Origin of the sequence: Blastococcus sp. TF02A-30 (assembly GCF_003319185.1) — a bacterium.
Taxonomy (GTDB): Bacteria; Actinomycetota; Actinomycetes; order Mycobacteriales; family Geodermatophilaceae; genus Blastococcus.
Window position 1 is genome coordinate 287,194 of the sequence record NZ_QOHJ01000003.1, and the last position, 21,044, is coordinate 308,237.

A 21,044-nucleotide genomic window follows, 5' to 3' on the forward strand; every position below is an offset into this window, starting at 1 on the left:
GAGCCGTGGACCGCAGCGACATCCTGATCATCGGTGGCGGCAACGCCGGCATCTCCCTGGCCGCGCGGCTGCTCCGCGACGGCGTCCGCGACGTGGCGCTGGTGGCGCCGCAACCGGTGCACCGCTACAAGCCGCTGCTCAACTACGTCGCCGCCGGGCAGGCCGCCATGGCCGGCCTGGAACGCCCGATGGCCGACGTCGTCCCCGACGGGTGCACCTGGATCCGCGACGCCGTCGAGGCCGTCGAGGCCGTCGACCCCTCCGCGATGACGGTGCGCACCCGCCGCAGCGGGACCCTGCGCTGCTCGACGCTCGTCGTGTGCCCGGGGCTGGTGGAGGACTGGGACGCTACGCCGGGGCTGCAGCAGGCGTACGCGGACGGGTGGGCGGCGTCGTCGTACGTGCCCGGCAGCGCGCCGCAGGTGTGGCCGCGGCTGTCGGCGCTGCGCGAGGGCACGGTGGTCTTCACCGTGCCGCCGGAGCCGGCGTCCTGCTCCCCGACGGCGCTCAAGCCGCTGCTCATGGCGTGCGACTCCTGGCAGCGCGCGGGTGTGCTGCCCTCCCTCCGGGTGCGGCTGGTGCTCCCGGAGGCGACCGCGACGGGGCTCCCGGAGGCGGACCGGTACCTGGAGGAGGCCTTCCGCGGCTACGGGGTCGAGGTGCTGCGGGAGGCGCGGATCGAGCGCGTGGACTCGGACACCCACGCCCTGTCGATCACGTCGCGGACCGGCCGGCACGTGCTCGACGACGTCGTCTTCGCGCACGCCGTGCCGCACTACCGGGCGCCGGGGTTCATCGCCGACGCCGGGCTCGCCACCGATCCGGCGCCCGGGCTGGTCGACGTCGACCCGGAGACGCTGCGCTCCCGCCGGCACGACGCCGTCTGGGCGATCGGCGACGCCGCCGACCTCGCCACCCGGCCCTCGGGCGGGGCGCTGCGCAAGCAGGTCGACGTCCTGGCCCGGAACCTCGCGGCTGCGCGGAAGGGCCGGGAGCTGGAGCGCTACGACGGCTACACGGTCATGCCCATCACCGTGAGCCGGCGGAAGCTGATGCTGAACGAGGTGACCCGCGACGGGAGCCCGAGCCCGTCGGTGCCGTTCCTCGACCCGTTCACGCCGCGCCGCTGGCAGTGGTCGTTCGACCGCTACGGCCTGCCGCAGGTCTACTGGCGCCGCATCCTGCGCGGCCGGGTCTGACCGGCCCCCCTTCGAGAGGTCGACGAAGGGTCGGGCGTGCGAGCGGATCAGGCCATGCCGGCGGGTGCGCTCTCCATCGCCCGCATGACCACGGCCCCGGAACGCAGCGCGAGGACGCGCCCCACCGCACCGCTGACGTCGCGGGACGGTGCGCTGGCCGCGTCCAGCCGAGCCACCAGCTCGGGCTCGAGGACGCCCTGGGCGGTCCGGGCGCCGGTCTCGGCGAACACGCTCCGGACGCGGTCCACCGAGCACGGCTCCACGACGGTGACCATCGCGGAGGACCGGCGCACCATCCGCTCCCCCAGGTCCCGGATGCCGTCGGTCGCGAAGCCGTGCTGGTGCGCCTCGGCGGCCAGGGCGCCGTCCACGCCGGGTTCCAGCACCAGCCACCCGATGCCGCCGATGAGCATCTCCACGCCGGCTGCGAGCACGGCACCGCCGGCCGTCGGCCGAACCGCGTCCGGCCGCTTCACGTCGATGGTGCGCAGCGAGCCGTCGCGGCTCACCACGAGGGTGGCGGCCGCGTGGATCCCCACCGTCCTCTCCCGCCGCGCGACCTCGAGGCTGTGCCAGGCGCGCTCCGCGCCGGCGGTCTCGGACCACACGGCGACGACGAGACCGAGCGGGGCGGCGGCGATGAGCATGACGGGACTCCTCCGGGGCGGATCGACGGATCGAGCGTCGACGCGGCGCTCCGCGGGCGCCTCACACGGCACGGGCGAGATGCGGGGGCAGCGGTCAGACGAGGCCGAGCTGCCGCGCCCGCCGGACGGCGTCGTTGCGCCGGGACACCCGCAGCTTGCGGTAGATGCCGCGCTGGTGGGTCTTCACCGTGTTGACGGAGATGAAGAGGTCGTTCGCGATGTCCTCGACCGACATCGCCTGAGCCATGCAGGCGAGGACCGCCCGTTCCCGCTCGGTCAGGGGCTCCAGCGGCGGTTCGGCCAGCTCCGCAGCGCCGTCCCCGGCTCCCCGCCCGCGGGCCGGGCCACCGAGCCAGGGGTGGGCCGAGGCCACATCGGGGAACGAGGCGAGCAGGTCCCTCCCGAGCGGTCCCGGCCGCAGCAGGAGCCGGCGCCGGCGCTCCGGCCGGGCGAGGTCGAGGGCCTCGCCCAGCGCCGCACGGGCCCCGATCACCTGCCCGTTCCGCTGGTGGATCCGCGCGGAGAGGAGCCAGGCGGCGATGCGGGCGTCCTCCTGGTCCGCGCTCCGATCGACGAGCACCGGAGCGAGCAGCTCCTCGGCCTCGGGCACCCTGCCGCCGGCCAGGGCGAGGCGGGCGCGCGCCACGGCCCACCCGGTGCTCTGGTTCCGGACGGTGCCCAGGGCGGCCTCCGCTGCCGGGGCGTCGCCCCGCTCGAGGTGCACGGCAGCGGCGGTGAGCGCCACCCGGTCCGCCAGCCAGACCGGCATCGCCCGGTTCGGGACGGCGGTGGGCACCCTGTCCAGCGCCGCGAGGGCTCGACGGAAGTCCCGACCGTCCGCGTGCTCGACCGCGCGCAGCAGCGGCACGAACGTGGCGACGAACGGATCGTGCCGCGCTCCCACGCTCCGCTCCGCGTCGTTGAGGTGGGCTCGGGCGGTCGTCGGGTCCCCCCGCTCGACGGCCACGAGCGCCAGCGCCAGGTGACCGGCCGCACCCGGCCGCGCGGGAGACGGCGAGGCCGCGGCCCAGGGTCTCCTCGGCAGCGCCGACGTGCCCCGTCCACAGCTCGACGGTGCCGACGCTGGACAGCAGGAGCGCCAGCAGCTCGGGGTGCTCCTCGGCGTCCGGCACCGCGGCCAGCGCCACCTCGCCGGTGGCCAGGGCGGACTCGGCGGCGGGCAGGTCCCCTGCCACCCGGGCGAGGATCGCCCGGATGGCCGCGACGGACGCCAGCAGGGCCGGCTGCTCACCGGGTGGCTCGCCCTCCGCCGCGGCCTCGGCCAGGCGGACCTGCTCCTGGCAGGCCGCGAGGTCGAGCCGGCTGAGCGCCTGCGCTGCGCGCACCACGGCCGGCCCGGCCCCCGTCACGGCATCGGGCAGATCGGCGAGGATCCCCGCCAGGTGGGCGCCGCCCCCTCCGGCGAGCAGAGCGCCGACCGCCAGCTTCCGCACCACCGTCGCGCACACCAGCTGCCAGTCCCCCGCAGCCGCCGCGTGGCGCACCGCCTCCACGACCAGTCCGGCAGCGTCGAACCACGCCGATGCCCGCAGGTGCAGCTCGGTGACCAGTTCCGGGTGCTCCCGCCCGAGCTCGTCCTCGAGGACCTGCACCAGCAGCGGGTGGTAGCGGTACCACCCGGGCGCCTGGTCGATGGGGGTGGTCAGGACGTTGTTCGACTGCAGCCCCCTGAGGACCGCCTCGCCGTCGGCCCGCCCGGTCAGGGCCTCCGCGAGCGCTGGGCACAGCCGGTCGACGATGCAGGTCCGCCGCAGGAAGTCGCGGACGTCGGGTGCCTGGACGTCGAGCACCTCGTCGACGAGGTAGGCGGTCAGGGCGGCATCGGCCGTGGGAAGACCGCCGAGGAAGGCCTCGGGTGAGCCGCGACGCTGCATCGCGACCGCGGACAGGCGCAGTCCCGCCGCCCACCCGTAGGTGTGCTCGGTCAACGCCGCGAGCTGCTCCGGCTGCAGCTCGACCCGGTGCTGGCGCAGCAGATCGGCTGCCTCGTCGGCGCTGAAGGCGAGATCCGCGCCCCGGATCCAGGCCACCTCGCCGCGCAGCTCGTAGCGGTGGAGCGGTAGAGGGCTCTCGTTCCGCGTCAGGAGCACCAGGCGGAGCAGCGGGGACGCGGTGCGGAGGACGAAGTCGAGGTCGTCGCCGATCTCCTGGTCGGTCACGACGTCGAACTGGTCGAGCACCAGGACCACCGGCTCGGTGCGCGTGGCCAGGGCGCGCGCCAGCCGGCCCAGCAGCTCGCGCGCGACGCTCCGGCCGAGGAACGGCTCCCCCACGTCGTGGGCGATCGGCACCCCGGCCCGTCGCAGCGCGGCGATGACGTAGGCCCAGAACACCCCGGGCTCGTTGTCGTCGGCATCCAGGGTCAGCCAGGCGACCGGGCCGGGAGCGCGGCCGGTCGTGCACCAGGTCGCCAGGAGCAGGGTCTTGCCCGACCCTGCCGCCGCGCTGACCACCGTCAGCGGACCCTCGACGCCGGACGACACGTCGTCGAGCAGCCGGGCGCGGTCGACCACCGGCGTGCGGATCACCGGGACCGACAGCTTGGCCGCGAGCAGGGCCTCGCCGGTCCGCCGACCGTCACCCGACGCTCCCACCACGCCCATGGGCCCCTGCCCCTCCCCGGGGAAGCCGCGCCCCACCCAGGACCGGGCCTCCGGTCCAGGGTGCGGCACGAACTCGCGGCGGGAGCCGGGCCACCAGGGCCGTCTCCCCGGGACCAAGGGCCCGGCGGGAGGCGGTCAGACGTTGAAGCGGAACTCCACGACGTCGCCGTCGGCCATGACGTAGTCCTTGCCCTCCATGCGGACCCAGCCACGGGACTTCGCCTCGGTCATCGAGCCGGCCTCGACGAGCTGGTCGAAGCTCACGATCTCGGCCTTGATGAAGCCGCGCTGGAAGTCGGTGTGGATGACGCCGGCGGCCTGCGGGGCGGTGGCGCCGACCGGGATCGTCCAGGCGCGGGCCTCCTTGGGCCCGGCGGTGAGGTAGGTCTGGAGGCCGAGGGTGCGGAAGCCGACCTTGGCCAGCTGGTCGAGCCCGGGCTCGCTCTGGCCGATCGACTCCAGCAGCTCGGCCGCCTCGTCGGCGGGGAGCTCGATCAGCTCGGACTCGGTCTGCGCGTCGAGGAAGATCGCCTCGGCGGGGGCCACCAGCGCGCGCAGCTCGTCGAGCTGCTCGGTGTTGGCCAGCTCGTCGGCGTCGACGTTGAAGACGTAGAGGAACGGCTTGGTGGTGAGCAGGCTCAGCTCGCGCAGCGGCTCGGGGTCGACGCCGGCGGCGAAGAGGGTGCGGCCCTCGTCCAGCACCTTCTGGGCCTCCAAGGCGGCGGACAGCAGCGCGGCGCGCTCCTTGTCCTTCTTCGCCTCCTTCTCCAGCCGCGGGACCGCCTTCTCCAGGGTCTGCATGTCGGCCAGGACGAGCTCGGTGTTGATCGTCTCGATGTCGTCGGACGGGCTGACCTTGCCCTCGACGTGCACCACGTCCGGGTCGGTGAAGACGCGGATGACCTGGCAGATCGCGTCGCTCTCGCGGATGTTGGCGAGGAACTTGTTGCCCAGACCGGCACCCTCGCTGGCGCCGCGCACGATGCCGGCGATGTCCACGAAGGACACCGTCGCCGGGATGATCTTCTGGCTGCCGAAGAGCTCGGCGAGCTTCGCCAGCCGCTCGTCCGGCACGCCCACGACGCCGACGTTGGGCTCGATGGTGGCGAACGGGTAGTTCGCCGCGAGGACGTCGTTCTTGGTCAGGGCGTTGAACAGCGTCGACTTGCCGACGTTGGGCAGGCCGACGATGCCGATGGTGAGACTCACGAGGATCCAGCGTACGGGGCGGGCTCACCGGCCCGGGACGGCGTCGCGGCGTCGGCTGCACGGCGCAGTGCCGGCGTGAGGCAGAACGAGACCGCGAGGGACGCTCCGGCGAGCACCGTCATCGCAGTGCCGACCGGGATCAGGTCGGCCAGGGCTCCGGCCAGCACCGCGCACACCCCCTGCAGCGTCATGCGCAGCGACGACTCCGCACCGAGCACCTGCCCGCGGAGGTCCGGCGCGGTGAGCGCGACCAGCCACTCCTGCTGGGTGAGCGACGCCGCGTACCCGGCCGTGGCGGAGGCGACGAGCACGCAGGCGACGGGCAGCGGCGGTTCGAGCACGAACACGAGGAAGGGGGCGGCGAGCAGGAGGCGCAGCGGCGTGCTGGTGCGGCGCCGCGCCTCGGCGGTCAGGAACCGGCCCACGACGAGGTCGCCGGCCATCATGCCCACTGCTCCGGCGGCCAGCAGCCACCCGCCGCGCTCGCCGGCGTAGGGCACGAACAGCGCCTCGCACCCGACGACCAGCCCGTTGGGCACCGCGAGCGCCACCAGCAGCGTGCGGGTGTGGCGGTGCGCGAGCAGTTCCCGGTTCCCGCGCCAGGTCTCGCGGATACCGGCCCGCGCGGTGCGCCGCGGTGCCCGCTCGGAGATGCCGAACCGCAGCACCGGCACTGCAGCCGCGGACACCACCGCTGCCAGCAGGAAGACCTGCGACGCCGTCAGGCCGGCCAGCAGCAGGCCGCCGGTCGCGAACCCGACGACCTGGAACGCGCCGACGGCGACGTTCATCGTCGACCGGGCCAGCGGGAAGCCGTCGGTCGGCACGATCTCGCTCAGCAGCCCCCACCGCGCACCCGAGCCGACCGAGAGCACGTACGCCGAACCGAGGACGAGCAGGAGGCGCGTCGTCGTCCCGAGGTCGGGGATCGTCTGGAGGCCGAGCACGCCGGCGCCGAGGAGCCCGACGACGGTCAGGGTGCGCCGCGGCGGGCTGGCGTCCGCGGCCGACATCAGCGTCGTCGCCCCCAAGACCTGCGCCACCGACGGCCCGAACATCGCCACCGCGGTGAGCAGCGCGGAGCCGGTCTCCCGGTGGACGACCGTCGCCAGGGCCAGGCTGGACGTGGTGGCGGCCAGCGTGGAGAGGGCGCTGCTGGTCCACAGCGCCCGGAACTCCGGCTGGGCGAAGAGCGCCCGGTAGGTCAGCACGCGGAAACCGTCCCCCGTCGGCTGTGCCGCACCCAGAGTTTCGCCTACGGTCGAAACGTGGGTGAGTTCGTCGTCGACGCCGACGTGATGGCCCGCGCCCGATTCGGGACCTCGCAGCTCACCGAGACCCTCGCCGGGCTGAAGCTGCTGCTCCAGCCGGCCGTCCCGCCCTGGTACCGAGACTGGCACGCCGCCCACGCGCCGGCGCTGCGCGAACGGCTGGCCGCAGACCCCGTCGCGGCGGCGATCCTCGGCGCCGCGTTCCGGCCCACGTGGACCGCCGACTTCCTGACCGTGCCGCCCACCGCGCCCGACCAGGCGCTGGACGAGGAGCTGCGCTACCTCGAATCGCTGGACGACGACCGGATCCGGGCGGACCTGGAGTTCACATCGGGGCCGCTCCCGGTCGAGCTCGCGGCGACGGGGCTGGCGCGAACGGCCTCCGACGTCCTGCGGTGGACCTGGGAGCACGCGATCAGGGCCGACTGGGAGCGGCGGCTGCGGGTGCTCCGCGCCGACGTCGTCTCCCGGACGTCCCGGCTGAGCAGCAAGGGGTGGTCCGGTGCGCTGGACGGACTGGCGCCCGGTGTCCGGTGGCTCGCGCACGGCCGGCTCCAGGTCAACGCGCACCCGTACCCGCCGCGGGACATCCGCGGCCGGGATCTGATGTTCATCGCCGCGCACACGCCGGGGAGCTGGGTGAGCTGGCGGCAGCCGGACGTGTTCGCGGTCGTCTACCCGGTGACCGGCGTCTTCGCAGCCGGGCCGGCTCCGCTGCCCCAGCCGCTGGTCCGGCTGCTGGGTCGCAACCGGGCCCGCCTGCTCGCCGCGCTCGGCACGCCCCGGAGCACCACCGCACTGGCCGCCGAGACCGGCCTTCCGCTGGGCAGCGTCGGCGGGCACCTGCGGGTGCTGCTGGACGCGGGCCTGCTCGAGCGCCGCCGGTCGGGGCGTGAGGTCCTCTACTGGCGCAGCGACGCGGGTGAGCAGCTGGTAGCCGTCTCGGGCGGCCTCAGCTGAGGAGGAGGAAGGGTTCGCCGAAGAGGATCTCGGTGCCGTCGGGCCGGTAGGTGTGCCATCGGCCGGCGGGATCTCGGTCGATCCGGAAGCCGTGGTGGACCTTGGTGTGGTGCCGTTCGCACAGCAGCCCGGAGTTCTCCAGGGTGGTCTCGCCGCCGAAGAGCCATTCGAAGAGGTGGTGGACGTCGCACCACCACGACGGGGCGTCGCAGCCGGCGAACACGCAGTGCCCGTCGCGCTGCTCCACCGCCCGGCGCAGCCCGGGTGGGGCGACCCGCTGCTCCCGACCCAGGTCCAGGGGTTGGGAGTCCGGGCCGAGCACGATGCGGGTGACCTGCCCGTCGCAGGCCAGCCAGCGGGCCTTCGCCGCGGAGATCACCGCGCCGAACCCGGTGCGCCCCGCACCCTGCCCGACGGCGGGGTCGACCAGGTCGGCCAGCGGCACGGTGACCGCGACCTGGGGTTTGCGAGTGCGCAGCACCGGCAGCGTGGCCGAGGCCAGCGCGTTGTCGCACAGCTGCACCAGCGCGTCGGCCTGCCGCTGGGACCGGCTGCGGTCATCCCCGGCCGGGCGGGAGGCCTGCAGGATGGACTCGACCGCGGCGAGCAGCTTCTCCCCGCCGATCGCGTCCAGCTCGAACCGGCCGGACATGCTGCCGTCGTCGTGCCGGGTCCAGGACAGCCGCCGGGACTCGGTGGGGTCGGGCTCCGGCCCGTCGGGGTCCAGCCGGGCCAGGTAGTGGGCGACCACCTGCCGCAGCTCGGCGTACGGCCGGGTGGCCGCCACCCCCGCGAGCAACCGGTCCACCTCACCGACGTCCACGCCCTGCTCGGCCGCGGCGGCCAGGTTGCCCGGTTCCACCACCGGCGCCACCGCAGCCAGCGCCTCCACCGGCAGTGCACCCGCCGACGCTGCTTCAGCGATCGCCGGTAGCTGTTCCAGCGCCCGGCCGGCGCGCACCAGCTGGTTCGCCGATCCGGCCGGCAGCCGCGCGTGCCCGCGCAGCCAGGACGCCATCGTCGCCTTGCCGTCGTGCTCGCCGGCCCCGGCGACCTCGCAGCGGCGCACCGTCCGGGCCACCTCCGCACCCACCCGGTTCAGCACCGCCAGCAGCGGACCCAGCCGCTCGATCAGCGCAGGCCCGGCCAGCTCCTCGATCGGCTCCGCGGCCAGCTCGTCGAGCGCACCGGCCACCCGGTCCACAGCCGACGAAGCGTTCGAACCCATGTGCGAAGTCTAGCGCCGATACACGTGCCACGCAGAACGTTTCCCCAGTTCAGCAGCCTGTCCACAGATCTGGCGACACCCTTGACAGGCGGTCCGTCAGCGACCCATCAGCGACCTGGCGACGGCAGCAGCCCGCGCTCCACCGCGACCAGCACCGCCCGCGTCCGGTCGTCGACACCCAGCTTCGCGAAGACCCGCAGCAGGTGCGTCTTCACCGTCGCCTCGCCGATGTAGAGCTCCCGCCCGATCTCGGCGTTCGTCAGCCCGCGAGCCACCCCGGCCAGCACCTCGAGCTCGCGCGCCGTCGGCACCTCGGGCAGCGGCGCGCGCAACCGCGACACCAACCGCGCGGCCACCGGCGGCGACAGCACGGTCTCCCCGCGAGCGGCGGCCCGCACCGCGTCGGCCAGCTGCGGGAGCGGCGCGTCCTTGAGCAGGTAGCCGGTCGCCCCGGCCTCGACGGCGCGCACGATGTCGGCGTCGGTGTCGTACGTGGTCAGCACGAGCACCCGCACCGACGGGTGCGCCACGGCCAGCCGCTCGGTCGCCGCGACGCCGTCCATCCGCGGCATCCGCAGGTCCATGAGGACGACGTCCGGCGTCGTCTCCGCGGCCCGGGCCAGCGCCTCCAGCCCGTCCGCCGCCTCGCCCACCACCTCCAGGTCGGGCTGCTGCGCCAGCCACCCGACGAGCCCGCCGCGCACGACGGGGTGGTCGTCGACCACCAGCACCCGGACGGTCACGCGCCCGGCACCCGGACCGTGACGCGGGTCCCCGCCCCCGGCACCGACGCCACCTCCAGCGCACCGCCGACCTGCCCGGCGCGGTCGCGCAGCCCGTCCAGCCCCGAGGCCGGGGTGGTGTCGGGGTCGAACCCGACGCCGTCGTCCTCCACGTGCACGGACACCTGCCGGTCGCCCAGCCTCCCCACGGCGGCGAGCCGGATGACGACGGCGCTGGCCCCCGCGTGCCGGCGGACGTTGGTCAGCGCCTCCTGGGCGCCGCGCAGCAGCACGACCTCCTCGTCGCGGCGCAGGGCCAGCCCCTCCCCCAGCGCGCTGGTGTCGACGCGCACCGCCGTCCCGGTCTCCCGTCCGAACCGGTCGGCCAGCCGCTGCAGGGCCTCGACCAGCGTGGAGCCGTCGAGGTGCACCGGCCCGAACGCGGCGACGACGGCCCGCGCCTCCTGCAGGTTGTCCCGCGCGACCTCCTCGATGAGCGCCAGCCGCTCGCGGGCGCCGTCGACGTCGCCGTCCAGCTGCCCGGCGGCGGTCTGGGCCAGGACGACGATGCTCGTGTAGCCCTGGGCGAGGGTGTCGTGCACCTCGCGGGCCAGCCGCTCGCGCTCGGCCAGCACACCCCGCTCCCGCTCGGCGGCGGCCAGCTCGGCGCGGGTGCTGCGCAGCTGCTCGATCAGCTCGGCGCGCTGCTCGCTCTGCGCCAGCACCCGGCCGATCCAGAGCCCGAGGGCCAGGCTGAACACCAGGCTCACCCCGGTCTCCAGCACCACCTCGCCGGCGTTCTCACCCGAGTCCGGCCGCAGCAGCGGCCCGAGCGTCGTCGCCCCCGCGAGCAGCACGGTCCAGACGACGCCGGCCGGCCGGCCCTGCACCACGAACCACACCTGCGGATAGGCGAGGAAGAGCAGGAAGAGCAGCGAGGGCGCCACCCAGCCGAGCACGCCGAACCCCGCGACGAGCGCGCCCAGGTAGCCGACGGCGTGGACGGGCCGGCCGCGCAGGAGCGCCGGCACCCCCAGCAGCACGTACGCCGCGGCCAGCCCGCCCAGGGCGGCGAGGGCGAACACCCGGTCGGTACCACCGACGTCGTTCTGACCGAGGAGGGTCGCGACGACGGCCAGCCCCCACATCGCCGCCGAGATCAGGTGCATCCCCGCGACCGTGGTCCGCCATCCCCGCTCGGACAGCGGCGCGGCCGCCTCCTCGTCCCCGGCCGGGGGCAGGAAGGCGGCCGACCACCGGCGCGACGTCACCCGTCGCCCCGGCGCCACCGGAACGTGCGCACGCAGACCACGACACCGATGATCACCCATGCCCCCAGCACCAGGGCAGTGGTGCCGTGCTCCCACGAGCCGGCGACCTCGCCCGCGGCGGCGCGATCGGGCAGGAAGACCGACCGCATGCCCTGCGTGAGCCACTTGAGCGGGAACACCGCGGCCACCTGCTGCATCCACGACGGCAGCTCCGAGAAGACGAAGAAGACGCCGGAGAAGAACTGCAGGACGACGGAGAACCCGGTGATCCCGGCGGACGCCGCCCGGGCGCTGCCGACGAAGGGCGAGACCGCGATGCCCAGCACCGTGCCCGAGAGGATGCCCAGGACCGCGACCCACCCGAAGGTGGCCCAGCGCTCCGCGTCGGCCGGCAGCGGGACGTCGTAGGCGACCGCGGCCACCGTCAGGAGCAGGGCCAGCTGCGCCGCCGTCGTGAGCACCACCTGCCCGGCCTTGCCGATCACATAGGACGTCGGCGGGGTGCCGAGCACCTGCAGCCGGACCAGGTCGCCGCGCTCCCGCTCCTCCGCGATCGCGATGCCCACCGCCTGGAAGCTGGTCAGCATGATCCCGGTCGCGGCGATGCCGGCGAGGAAGTAGTCCTCGAACCGCACGTCCGGCCCGGTCGTCTGCCCGCCGAACACCGAGCCGAAGATCAGCAGCATGATCACCGGGTAGGCGAAGGAGAACACCACCTGCCCGGGATCGCGCAGGTAGAGCCGCAGCTCCAGGCCGATCCGGGCGAGGCCGATCGGCAGCGCGCCGGGAGGCGCGGGGCGGACGGCCGGAGGAAGAGCGGTCGCGGGCAGGGCGGTCATCGGGTGCCTCCGTCGGCGTCGGTCGCGGTGCCGGACGCCGGGACGGCGCCGACGAGCTGCAGGTAGACCTCTTCGAGGCCGGGGCGGGTGACGGTCAGGTCCGGCAGCTCCGCCAGGGGGCGCGCGGCCAGCAGATCGCGCAGCACGGCCGACGGCTCGGTGGTGACCACGGTCCGGAAGCCGTCCCCCTCCCGCCAGCGGACGGTGGACCGCGCGCGCAGCTCGCCGCCCATCTCCTCCGGCGGCGCGACGTCGACCAGCCGGCCCGCGTCGATGACCCCGACGCGGTCGGCGAGGTGCGCGGCCTCGTCCAGGTAGTGGGTGGTCAGCAGGATCGTCGTGCCACCTGCCCGCAGCCGCTCGAGCACCGTCCAGAACTGGCGGCGGGCCACCGGGTCCAGGCCGGTCGTCGGCTCGTCGAGGAAGAGCAGCTCCGGGCGCCCCTGCATGCTCAGCGCCACCTCGAGCCGGCGGCGCTGCCCACCCGACAACCGGGCGGATCTCACGCCGGCCGCCTCGGTGAGGCCCACCGCCGCGATCAGCTCGTCGGTGCCCTCGGCCTCCGCGTGGTAGACGGCGTAGTGGTCCAGCGTCTCCCGGACGGTCAGCGCGTCCCCGGCGCCGGTGGCCTGGCCCACCACCCCGATCCGGTCGCGCCACGACCGGCCGGCCGTGGCCGGGTCCTCGCCGAGGACGAGCACCTCGCCGCCGTCCCGTCGACGCAGGCCCTCGAGGATCTCGACCGTCGTCGTCTTGCCCGCCCCGTTGGGGCCCAGCAGCGCGAAGACCTCGCCGCGGCGCACCTCGAGGTCGATGCCGTCGACGACGGTCCGCTGCCCGTACCGCTTCGTCAGGCCGCGCACCCGCACGGCCGGGGATCGCTCGGCCGCCGTCGCCCCGGGGGCCGGCGCCTGCTGTGTCGTGGTCATGCTCCGACCCTCCCGCTGCGGGCGACCGCCCGGGACGGCCGAACCGCTGGTCCGCCGTCCACCGATCGGTGGACCCGGTCAGCGCCCTCCCGGCCCGGTCGGCGTGAGCACCGCGAGTTCCTGGGTGCACCGGGTCAGGGCGACGTAGAGGGCGTTCCACCCGCGCGGCCGGGCGGTGATCCCGTCGGGGTCGACGACCACGGTGGCGTCGAACTCCAGGCCCTTGGCGGCCTCGGAGGTGAGCACCGGCACGTCGTCGTCGACCGCCGCCCGCAGCTCGGCCAGCCTGCCGGGCGCGGTGATCACCCCGACCGTGCCGCCCGCGTAGCGCGCGCGCAGGGTCCGCACCGTCGCGCCGGCCACGTCGGCCAGGGCCTCGTCGCCGCAGGTTCGCCGCCACGGCTCTATCCCGGTGGTGCGCACCGCTCGGGGCGGGCGGTTGCGGCTGCCGGCCCGCTCGAGCACCTGACCGGTCAGCGCCATGACCTCGCGAGGCGTGCGGTAGCAGATGGTCAGGTGCGCCGGTCGCCAGCGCCGGCCGAACGCCGGCCGGAGCGCGTCGGCCCAGTCCGTGTGCGGGTGCGGCGCTCCCGTCTGGTCGATGTCGCCGACGACGGTGAAGCTGCGCGTCGGGCAGCGGCGCACCAGCATCAGCCACTGCATGGCGGAGAGCTCCTGGGCCTCGTCGACGACCACGTGCCCGTACACCCAGTCCCGGCGGGCGGCCGCACGTCCGGCGGTGAACGCGCCGAGCGGCCGCGGCGTCTCGTCCCCCAGCAGATCGGTGAGGGCGTCGAGCAGCGGGATGTCGCCGGACGACCAGCCCTCGGGCTGCCGCACGAGCGCGGCGACGTCGTCCGCGCCGAGACCGGGGGCGAAGCGGCACAGGAGGTGCCCGTCGCCGAGCAGCCGCCGCAGGAGCGCGGCCGGGTCGAGGCGTGGCCACCAGGTGGCGAGGGCGGCCGCCACGCCGCGGTCGCGGGCGATCCGGTGCCGCAGGAGTTCGACGTCGTCCTCCGACAGCACGCCGTCGACGTCCGAGCCGCGGACGCCGAGGTGCGCACCGCGGTCGTCGGCGCGCGCCAGCCCCGCGTCCACGCGGGCGAGCACGTCCTCGAACCCCTCCTCGGCCCGCGCCAGGAGCTCCTCGGCCCGGTCGGCGACGGCGTCGGCGAGCGCGTCGTGCACCTGCTCGACGAAGTACCGCCTCGCCGAGTGGTACGACCGCCCGTCCGACCGGGCCGCGCGCAGCGCGACCGCCACCCGACGCTCGGGCAGCTCGTACTCCTCGCCGTCGAAGGTCAGCCGGAGGGCGGACGCGCGCGGTGTCACGGCGTCCACGTAGGCGGTGAGCGCCGCCTGCCACAGCGCCCGGCCCTTGATCTCGGCGACCACGCGCTCCTCGGTGCGCTGGACGGCCACGCCCGGGAGCAGCCGGTCGCACGTGGTGGCCACGACCTGCGTCTCGCCCAGCGCGGGCAGGACCTGACCGACGTGGTCGAGGAAGCGGCTCGACGGCCCGATGACCAGCACGCCCCGCTCGGCGAGCTGGGGGTGGGTGAACAGCAGGTAGGCCACCCGGTGCAGCGCGACCAGGGTCTTGCCGGTACCGGGGCCGCCCTGGACGACGAGCGCCCCGTCGGCAGCGGCGCGCACGATCGCGTCCTGCTCGCGCTGCAGCGTCGCGACCGCCGTGCCCATGCGGCCGGTCCGCCGCTGGGCGAGGGCGTGCAGCAGCGCACCCTCGCCCACGAGGTCGCCATCCTGCGCCGACGGGTCCAGCGGCTCGTCGTCGACGCCGACGACGCGACGCCGCTCGGTGCGGATGTGCCGCCGCCGCGCCTGCCCCTGGGGATCGAGCGCCGTCGCCGTGTAGAAGGGCCGGGCGGCCGGTGCCCGCCAGTCCACGACGAGCGGTTCGGAGCCGGCACCGCCGTCGTCCGCGGGTATCCCGACGCGGCCGAGGTGGCGCACCGTGCCGTCGAGCCCGTCCAACCGTCCGAAGACCAGCCCGTCCTCGGCGCCCTCCAGCTCGTCGAGGCGCCGGCGGAGCAGCCGCGCCCGCGGCTCCGCGTCCGCCGCCCCGGCGGAGAGCTCGGCCAGGCTGCCGCGCAGCCCGCCGAGCAGCTCCTCGCGGCGGACGTGGGCGCGGTCGACCACCGCCTGCTCGGCGGCGATCGCACCTCCCCGATCGGCGCGGCTCACCGGGAGAGCGCCTGGAAGCGCCGGACGCTGAGCGCCGCGAACACCGCGGTGAGCACCACCGGCCAGACGACGGCGAGCAGTGCCGCGTGCTCCGTGGCCCAGCCGCCGCCGGAGCCCACGGGGGCGCCGAACAGGTCGCGGACCGCCGTGACCGTGCCCGCCACGGGGTTCCACTCGGCCAGCACCGCCAGCCAGCCCGGCATCGCGGAGGCGGCCACGAACGCATTGGACAGGAAGGCGAACGGCCAGACCAGGATCTGCACCGCCATGACGGCCGACGGGTCGCGGGCGAGCAGCCCCAGGTAGATGCCGATCCACAGGAACGCCAGGCGGAGCAGCAGGAGCAGCCCGATCGCCGCCAGGGAGGGGACGAGCCCGGCCGGGCGCCAGCCGATCGCCAGCGCCGCTGTGACGAGGACCAGCAGGCCCAGCACCGAGGACGCCATGTCGGCCAGGCAGCGCCCGGCGACCACCGCCGACGGCGCCATCGGCAGCGACCGGAAGCGGTCGGTGATGCCGCGCGCGGTGTCGGTGACGACGGCGGTCATGGTCGCCTCGACGCCGAACACCATCGCCAGGGCGAGCATCCCGGGGACCAGGAAGTCGCGGTAGCCACCACCCCCGGGCACGACCATCCCGCCGCCGAGCAGGTAGGTGAACATCAGCAGGAGCAGCACGGGGAACAGCGCGTTCACGAGGACGGCGACCGGCTGCCGGCGCCAGTGCGCGACGTCCCGCCCGGCCACCGCGAACGCGTCCGCGACCGCCCAGCGCAGCCGGTCGGCCACCGGCTCGCGGACCACCGCGGCGGTCATGCCGGCACCTCCGCCGCGGTCCGGTCGTGCCCGGTGATCCACAGGTACGCCTCGTCGAGGGTCGTGGGGCGCAGGACGACGTCGTCGACGGCGATCCCGGCCTCGTCGAGCGCCCGCACCACGGCCCCGACCACCCCGGGCCGCCGCTGCACCGGGACCACGACGCGCTCCCCGCCCCCGTCCGGCTCGCGCGCGGGTGGCCCGGCCGCCGCCCGGCCGGCGATCGCCGCCGCCTCGGCCGCCCGCAGCGGATCGCCGACGACCAGCTCCAGCCGGTCACCACCGATCGCGGCGGCGAGCTCCCGGGGGGAGCCGGACGCGACGACCCGGCCGCCGTCCAGCACGCAGACGTCGTCGGCCAGCTGCTCGGCCTCCTCGAGGTACTGCGTGGTCAGCAGGACGGAGGTGCCCCGCGCCACCAGGTCGCGGACGGCGTCCCACACGTCGCGGCGCCCGGCCGGGTCCAGCCCCGTCGTGGGCTCGTCGAGGAAGAGCACCTGCGGGGCCAGCACCAGCCCGGCGGCGATGTCCAGGCGCCGCCGCATGCCGCCGGAGAACTGGCGCACCGGCTGCGCCCCGGTGCCGGCGAGGCCGACCTGCTCGAGCAGCTCCTCGGCCCGCCGCCGCGCCCCCGGCCCGCCGAGGTGGTGCAGCCGGCCGAACAGCACGAGGTTCTCCCGGGCGGACAGGACGTCGTCGACCGCCGGCTGCTGGCCGATGAGCCCGATCCGGCGGCGAACCTCCCGGGGACGGCGGACGACGTCGACGCCCGCGACCTCCACCCGTCCCCCGTCGGGCCGGATCAGCGTGGTCAGCACCCGCACCGCGGTCGTCTTGCCCGCGCCGTTGGGGCCGAGAAGCGCGCAGACCCTCCCGCTGGCCACCCGCAGGTCCACGCCGTCCAGCACCACCTTCTCCCCGTACCGCTTGACCAGGCCGGTCACCGAGATCGCGTCCGCCACCACTGCCTCCGTACGCTGTACGAAATCATCCGACCGGCGACACCGTACGCCGTACGGTGAGACTTCGCCACGGCCTCGCCCGGCCGGCCCGGCGGTGCGGGAGAGTGAGGGCATGGCCACCGACTCCCCGGGCGCAGCGGACCCCGCCCGCACCATGGCGCTGCTCTGGCGCGCCCCGGCCGAGCCCGCCTCCCGCCCCGGTCCGCGGGCCACGCTCGACGTCGACCGCATCGTGGCCGCCGCGATCCGCCTGGCCGACGCCGACGGGCTGCCCGCGCTGTCGATGCGCCGCGTGGCGGCCGAGCTCGGCGCCGGTGCCATGACGCTGTACACCCACGTGCCCGGCAAGGCGGAGCTGGTCGCGCTGATGTACGACGCCGTGCTCGGCGAGCTCTACCCCGAGCCGCCCACCGGTGACTGGCGGACCCGGCTGACCGCGGTCGCCCGCGCCAACTGGGAGCTGCTCGTCCGCCATCCCTGGGCCGCCACCGTGGGCACCGGCCGGCCGATCCTCGGCCCGAACCTCATGGCCAAGTACGACGCCGAGCTGGCCGCCGTCGACGGGCTGGGGCTGAGCGAGGTGGACATGGAGCTGGTGCTGATGCTGGTCAACGGCTTCGTGAAGGGCATCGTCGGGGGGTTGCACGAGAAGGTCGCCGCCGAGCAGGACAGCGGTCTCACCGAGCTCGAGTGGTGGCGGGCCACCGAGCCGCACGTCGAACGGGTCTTCGACCCGCAGCGCTACCCCACAGCGGCGCGGGTCGGCCCCGTCTCGGGCCCGGAGCTGGGCGCCTACCCCGCGGAGCGCGCGTTCGAGTTCGGCCTGGCACGGGTGCTGGACGGGGTGGCGGCCTACCTGGACCGCTGAGCACGGCGGCGTCCGAATCCCGCCAGTGCGGGCCCGCCCGGGCTGCCATGCTCGTGCCATGACCGACCTGCTGGACCACGAGCGCTGCTACCGCGCGGTCGCCGGCCGGGACGCCCGGTTCGACGGCTGGTTCTTCACGGCGGTCCGCACCACCGGCATCTACTGCCGCCCCTCGTGCCCGGCCCGGACCCCGAAGGCCGCCAACGTCTCGTTCTTCAGCACCGCGGCCGCCGCCCAGGGCGCCGGCTACCGGGCCTGCAGGCGCTGCCGGCCCGACGCCGTCCCCGGCTCCCCGCAGTGGGACGTGCGCGCCGACGTCGTCGCCCGCGCGATGCGGCTGATCGCCGACGGCGAGGTCGAGCGCTCCGGCGTCCCCGGCCTGGCCCGGCGGGTCGGCTACTCCGAGCGCCAGCTGCACCGGCTGCTCGTCGGCGAGCTCGGCGTCGGGGCGCTCGCCCTCGCGCGGGCCCAGCGCGCCCAGACCGCCCGGCTGCTCCTCGAGACCACCGGGCTGCCCGTGGCCGACGTCGCCTTCGCGGCCGGCTTCGCCAGCATCCGGCAGTTCAACGACACCGTGCGGGAGGTCTTCGCGACCACGCCCACCGAGCTGCGCCGCGGCCCGGGCCGCACGACCGGCGCCGCCCCCGGCGAGCTCACCCTGCGCCTGGCCGCCCGGGCCCCCTACGACGCCGCCGAGGTGCTGCTCTTCCTCGGCGCGCACGCCGTCCCGGGGCTGGAGGAGTGGGACGGCACCACGTTCTCCCGCGTGCTCGACCTGCCGCACGGGCCCGCCGTCGTCCGGCTGTCCCCCGCCCCGGACGGCGGGGTGACCGCCCGGCTGCACCTGTCCCGGCTGCGCGACCTCGGCGTCGCCGTGGCCCGCTGCCGCCGGATGCTCGACCTGGACGCCGACCCGGTGGCCGTCGACGAGGTGCTCGGCGCCGACCCGGCACTGGCCGCGTCGGTGGCCGCGGCGCCGGGACGGCGCGTGCCCGGCTCCCCCGACGCGCCCGAGCTCGCCGTCCGCGCCGTGCTCGGGCAGCAGGTCTCCGTCGCGGGTGCCCGGACCCTCACCGCGCGGCTGCTCACCGCGGCCGGGACCCCGCTCCCCGAGCCGGTGGGCACGCTGACCCACGCCTTCCCGCGGCCCGAGGCGCTCGCGGCCGCCGACCTGACCGCCGTGGGCCTGACCGGTGCCCGGCGCGCGACCGTGCACGCGCTGGCCGCGGCGCTCGCCTCCGGCGAGGTCGCGCTCGACCCCGGCGCCGACCGCGAGGAGGCCGCCCGGCAGCTGCGCGCCGTTCCCGGCATCGGCCCCTGGACGACGGCGCTCGTCGCGCTCCGGGGCCTGGCCGACCCCGACGTGTGGCTGCCCGGCGACCTGGCGTTGCGACGCTCCCTCGCGGCCCTCGGCAGCAGCGACACCGACGCCGCCACCCGCTGGCGCCCGTGGCGTTCCTACGCGGTGATGCACCTGTGGGCGCTCGCCGCCCCCGGGCTGTTCACCCGCCCGGCCACCCCGCTTCCCCGCCCGGCCCTGCCCCTCCCCCGCCCGATCCCCGAACGGAGCGCCTCATGACTCCCCCTCCCGCCCGCTGGGCCACGGTGGCCACCCCGCCCGGGCCGTTCACCGTCGTCGTCACCGACGGACCGGACGGCCGGGACGTCGTCCTCGCCAGCGGCTGGACCGACGACGTCTCCGTGCTGCTGCCGGTGGTCCACCGCTCGCTGCGGCCGACCTGGGTGGAGCACGCCGACGGGCTGCCGGTCCTGGACGCCGTCGACGCCTTCTTCGCCGGGGAGGTGACCGCCATCGACGACGTGCCGGTCCGCCAGCGCTCGGGGCCCTTCCTCGAGGACGCCTGGCAGGTGCTGCGGACGGTGCCCGCCGGGTTCCCCGACACCTACGCGGAGTTCGCGGCCCGCTGCGGCCGGCCGTCCGCGGTCCGCGCGGCGGCCAACGCCTGCGCCCGCAACGCCGCGGCGCTGTTCGTGCCGTGCCACCGCGTGCTCGGGTCCTCCGGTGGGCTGGGCGGGTTCCGGTGGGGCACCGACGTGAAGCGCCGGCTGCTCGACCACGAGGCGGCCCACGCGCCGCTGGCCGCCGCCTGAACTGTCGGACCCCTCCGGCACCCTGCCGGGCATGGATGCCGCTTCCCTGCTCCTCGGGCTCCTCCTCGGCGCGCTGCTGGCCACCGCGGTCACGCTCGGCGTGGTCGCCCTGCTCGCCCGCCGCCGCCCCGACGACCCCGGCCTCGAGCCGGTGCACGAGTCGCTCGACCACCTGCACCGGCTGCTCGCCGGGATGGAGCGCGCCCGCGCCACCGCCCACGGCGAGCTGCGCGAGCAGATGGGCACCGTCGGCCAGGCGTCGAGCCAGCTCAAGCAGGAGACCGCGGCGCTCGTCACGGCGCTGCGCACCCCGCACGTGCGCGGCCGATGGGGCGAGGTGCAGCTGCGGCGGGTCGTCGAGGTGGCCGGCCTCCTCGAGCACTGCGACTTCGTCGAGCAGCCGGCGGGGACCAACGACGAGGGCGCCGGCGTCCGCCCCGACCTGGTGGTCACCCTCGCCGACGGGCGGCAGGTCGTCGTCGACGCGAAGGTGCCCTTCACCGGCTACATCGAGGCCACCCAGGCCACCGACCAGGCGGTGCGCGCGCAGCGGGTGGTCCAGCACGCCCGCCAGCTGCGCACCCACGTCGACCAGCTGTCCGCGCGCCGCTACCCCACCGCGTTCCGGCCGGCCGCGCCGTTCACCGTGCTCTTCGTCCCGTCCGACGGCTTCCTGACGACCGCGCTGGAGGCCGAGCCCGGGCTGCTCGAGTACGGGTTCTCCCGCGACGTCGTCCTGGCCACGCCGAGCACGCTGCTCGCGCTGCTGCGCACCGTCGCCTACTCCTGGCGGCAGGAGCGGCTCGCGCGCGACGCCGACCAGGTGCTCGAGGTGGGCCGCCGGCTGCACGCCCGCCTGGCCACCCTGTCCGGGCACCTCACCCGCCTGGGCTCGGCCCTGGGCACCACCATGACCCGCTTCAACGAGACTGTCGGCTCCTACGAGCGGTCGGTGCTCACCGCGGCCCGGCGCTTCGACGACCTGGGCATCGCCGAGCACCCCGTGCCCACCCCCGAGCCGCTGGAGACGGTCGTCCGGTCGCTGCGGCCGGCCGGTCCGGAGCTGCCCGGGGACGACGACGGCGGCGCGCTGCCCGACGCGCCCTTCGACATCCCCCGGGACGGCACCCGCGGGTGAGCCCGCGCGCGGACCGGTCCGCCGCGCCCCGTCCGTCCCACCCAG

20 protein-coding genes are annotated in these 21,044 nt (G+C 75.8%); 8 read left to right on the plus strand and 12 right to left on the minus strand.

Translation table 11 applies throughout. From position 1 onward, the window contains the following. Positions 1–5: 5 nt before the first annotated feature. Positions 6–1,199 (plus strand): NAD(P)/FAD-dependent oxidoreductase, encoded by a 1,194-nt coding sequence (locus tag DQ241_RS08590; protein ID WP_113829751.1) that lies wholly within the window; start codon positions 6–8, stop codon positions 1,197–1,199. Positions 1,200–1,246: 47 nt separating this feature from the next. Here the strand turns inward: DQ241_RS08590 and DQ241_RS08595 are convergent, their stop codons facing one another. Then, positions 1,247–1,846, minus strand: coding sequence for a hypothetical protein (locus DQ241_RS08595; protein WP_113829752.1), 600 nt, complete (start codon positions 1,844–1,846; stop codon positions 1,247–1,249). A 94-nt stretch (positions 1,847–1,940) separates the two neighbouring features. Next, positions 1,941–2,750 (minus strand): helix-turn-helix transcriptional regulator, encoded by an 810-nt coding sequence (locus tag DQ241_RS08600; RefSeq protein WP_158545902.1) that lies wholly within the window; start codon positions 2,748–2,750, stop codon positions 1,941–1,943. A 148-nt stretch (positions 2,751–2,898) separates the two neighbouring features. Between DQ241_RS08600 and DQ241_RS08605 the strand changes: the two genes are divergently transcribed. Next, positions 2,899–3,726 carry a hypothetical protein gene (locus DQ241_RS08605; RefSeq protein ID WP_113829753.1) on the plus strand — a complete coding sequence of 276 codons (828 nt, stop codon included), beginning with the start codon at positions 2,899–2,901 and terminating at the stop codon, positions 3,724–3,726. Positions 3,727–3,783: 57 nt separating this feature from the next. Beyond that, positions 3,784–3,930 carry a hypothetical protein gene (locus tag DQ241_RS20560; protein ID WP_158545903.1) on the plus strand — a complete coding sequence of 49 codons (147 nt, stop codon included), beginning with the start codon at positions 3,784–3,786 and terminating at the stop codon, positions 3,928–3,930. A 675-nt stretch (positions 3,931–4,605) separates the two neighbouring features. Here the strand turns inward: DQ241_RS20560 and ychF are convergent. Then, a complete protein-coding gene (gene ychF / locus DQ241_RS08610) occupies positions 4,606–5,679 on the minus strand; it encodes a redox-regulated ATPase YchF (RefSeq protein ID WP_113829754.1) in 1,074 nt (357 codons plus the stop codon). Continuing rightward, complete coding sequence (locus tag DQ241_RS08615; RefSeq protein ID WP_113829755.1) at positions 5,676–6,890, minus strand: MFS transporter; 1,215 nt, start codon at positions 6,888–6,890, stop codon at positions 5,676–5,678. The genes ychF and DQ241_RS08615 overlap by 4 nt, the downstream gene beginning before the upstream one ends. 57 nt (positions 6,891–6,947) lie before the next feature. Here DQ241_RS08615 and DQ241_RS08620 point away from each other — a divergent pair, with 57 nt between their 5' ends. Continuing rightward, positions 6,948–7,910 carry a helix-turn-helix domain-containing protein gene (locus tag DQ241_RS08620; protein ID WP_113829756.1) on the plus strand — a complete coding sequence of 321 codons (963 nt, stop codon included), beginning with the start codon at positions 6,948–6,950 and terminating at the stop codon, positions 7,908–7,910. Here the strand turns inward: DQ241_RS08620 and DQ241_RS08625 are convergent. From DQ241_RS08625 to DQ241_RS08660, 8 genes are all read right to left on the minus strand, one after another. After that, positions 7,903–9,138: an HNH endonuclease signature motif containing protein gene (locus tag DQ241_RS08625; protein ID WP_199584219.1), complete on the minus strand. Its 1,236-nt coding sequence runs from the start codon at positions 9,136–9,138 to the stop codon at positions 7,903–7,905. The two genes, DQ241_RS08620 and DQ241_RS08625, sit on opposite strands and share 8 nt — an antisense overlap. Positions 9,139–9,245: 107 nt before the next feature. After that, positions 9,246–9,881 (minus strand): response regulator transcription factor, encoded by a 636-nt coding sequence (locus DQ241_RS08630; RefSeq protein WP_113829758.1) that lies wholly within the window; start codon positions 9,879–9,881, stop codon positions 9,246–9,248. Next, positions 9,878–11,131, minus strand: a complete 1,254-nt coding sequence (locus tag DQ241_RS08635) for a sensor histidine kinase (protein ID WP_233492321.1) — start codon at positions 11,129–11,131, stop codon at positions 9,878–9,880. The genes DQ241_RS08630 and DQ241_RS08635 overlap by 4 nt, the downstream gene beginning before the upstream one ends. Further along, on the minus strand, positions 11,128–11,970 hold the full coding sequence (locus tag DQ241_RS08640; protein ID WP_113829760.1) for an ABC transporter permease: 843 nt from the start codon (positions 11,968–11,970) through the stop codon (positions 11,128–11,130). Before DQ241_RS08640 ends, DQ241_RS08635 begins: the two co-directional genes overlap by 4 nt. Further along, positions 11,967–12,899: an ABC transporter ATP-binding protein gene (locus tag DQ241_RS08645; protein WP_113829761.1), complete on the minus strand. Its 933-nt coding sequence runs from the start codon at positions 12,897–12,899 to the stop codon at positions 11,967–11,969. The genes DQ241_RS08640 and DQ241_RS08645 overlap by 4 nt, the downstream gene beginning before the upstream one ends. Before the next feature lie 78 nt (positions 12,900–12,977). Further along, a complete protein-coding gene (locus tag DQ241_RS08650; RefSeq protein WP_113829762.1) occupies positions 12,978–15,104 on the minus strand; it encodes an AAA family ATPase in 2,127 nt (708 codons plus the stop codon). Then, entirely contained in the window at positions 15,101–15,919 is an 819-nt protein-coding gene (locus DQ241_RS08655; RefSeq protein ID WP_113829763.1) for an ABC transporter permease, read from the minus strand. The genes DQ241_RS08650 and DQ241_RS08655 overlap by 4 nt, the downstream gene beginning before the upstream one ends. Then, positions 15,916–16,881 (minus strand): ABC transporter ATP-binding protein, encoded by a 966-nt coding sequence (locus DQ241_RS08660; protein WP_233492322.1) that lies wholly within the window; start codon positions 16,879–16,881, stop codon positions 15,916–15,918. The genes DQ241_RS08655 and DQ241_RS08660 overlap by 4 nt, the downstream gene beginning before the upstream one ends. A gap of 112 nt (positions 16,882–16,993) precedes the next feature. Between DQ241_RS08660 and DQ241_RS08665 the strand changes: the two genes are divergently transcribed. From DQ241_RS08665 to DQ241_RS08680, 4 genes are read left to right on the plus strand one after another with little or no spacing between them, the layout of a single operon-like run. Further along, complete coding sequence (locus DQ241_RS08665) at positions 16,994–17,749, plus strand: TetR/AcrR family transcriptional regulator (protein WP_113829765.1); 756 nt, start codon at positions 16,994–16,996, stop codon at positions 17,747–17,749. A 58-nt stretch (positions 17,750–17,807) separates the two neighbouring features. Beyond that, on the plus strand, positions 17,808–19,328 hold the full coding sequence (locus DQ241_RS08670; RefSeq protein ID WP_113829766.1) for an AlkA N-terminal domain-containing protein: 1,521 nt from the start codon (positions 17,808–17,810) through the stop codon (positions 19,326–19,328). Beyond that, positions 19,325–19,861 (plus strand): methylated-DNA--[protein]-cysteine S-methyltransferase, encoded by a 537-nt coding sequence (locus DQ241_RS08675; RefSeq protein ID WP_113829767.1) that lies wholly within the window; start codon positions 19,325–19,327, stop codon positions 19,859–19,861. Before DQ241_RS08670 ends, DQ241_RS08675 begins: the two co-directional genes overlap by 4 nt. A 31-nt stretch (positions 19,862–19,892) precedes the next feature. Then, entirely contained in the window at positions 19,893–20,999 is a 1,107-nt protein-coding gene (locus DQ241_RS08680) for a DNA recombination protein RmuC (RefSeq protein WP_113829768.1), read from the plus strand. Positions 21,000–21,044: the final 45 nt, after the last annotated feature.

What these genes read in the sequence shown, in the direction of transcription:
- DQ241_RS08595 (WP_113829752.1), bottom strand. Translation starts at nt 1,846, where the DNA reads ATGCTCATCGCCGCCGCCCCGCTCGGTCTCGTCGTCGCCGTGTGGTCC.
- DQ241_RS08625 (WP_199584219.1), bottom strand. Translation starts at nt 9,138, where the DNA reads ATGGGTTCGAACGCTTCGTCGGCTGTGGACCGGGTGGCCGGTGCGCTC.
- DQ241_RS08640 (WP_113829760.1), bottom strand. Translation starts at nt 11,970, where the DNA reads ATGACCGCCCTGCCCGCGACCGCTCTTCCTCCGGCCGTCCGCCCCGCG.
- DQ241_RS08645 (WP_113829761.1), bottom strand. Translation starts at nt 12,899, where the DNA reads ATGACCACGACACAGCAGGCGCCGGCCCCCGGGGCGACGGCGGCCGAG.
- DQ241_RS08655 (WP_113829763.1), bottom strand. Translation starts at nt 15,919, where the DNA reads ATGACCGCCGCGGTGGTCCGCGAGCCGGTGGCCGACCGGCTGCGCTGG.
- DQ241_RS08665 (WP_113829765.1), top strand. Translation starts at nt 16,994, where the DNA reads ATGGCCACCGACTCCCCGGGCGCAGCGGACCCCGCCCGCACCATGGCG.
- DQ241_RS08670 (WP_113829766.1), top strand. Translation starts at nt 17,808, where the DNA reads ATGACCGACCTGCTGGACCACGAGCGCTGCTACCGCGCGGTCGCCGGC.
- DQ241_RS08675 (WP_113829767.1), top strand. Translation starts at nt 19,325, where the DNA reads ATGACTCCCCCTCCCGCCCGCTGGGCCACGGTGGCCACCCCGCCCGGG.
- DQ241_RS08680 (WP_113829768.1), top strand. Translation starts at nt 19,893, where the DNA reads ATGGATGCCGCTTCCCTGCTCCTCGGGCTCCTCCTCGGCGCGCTGCTG.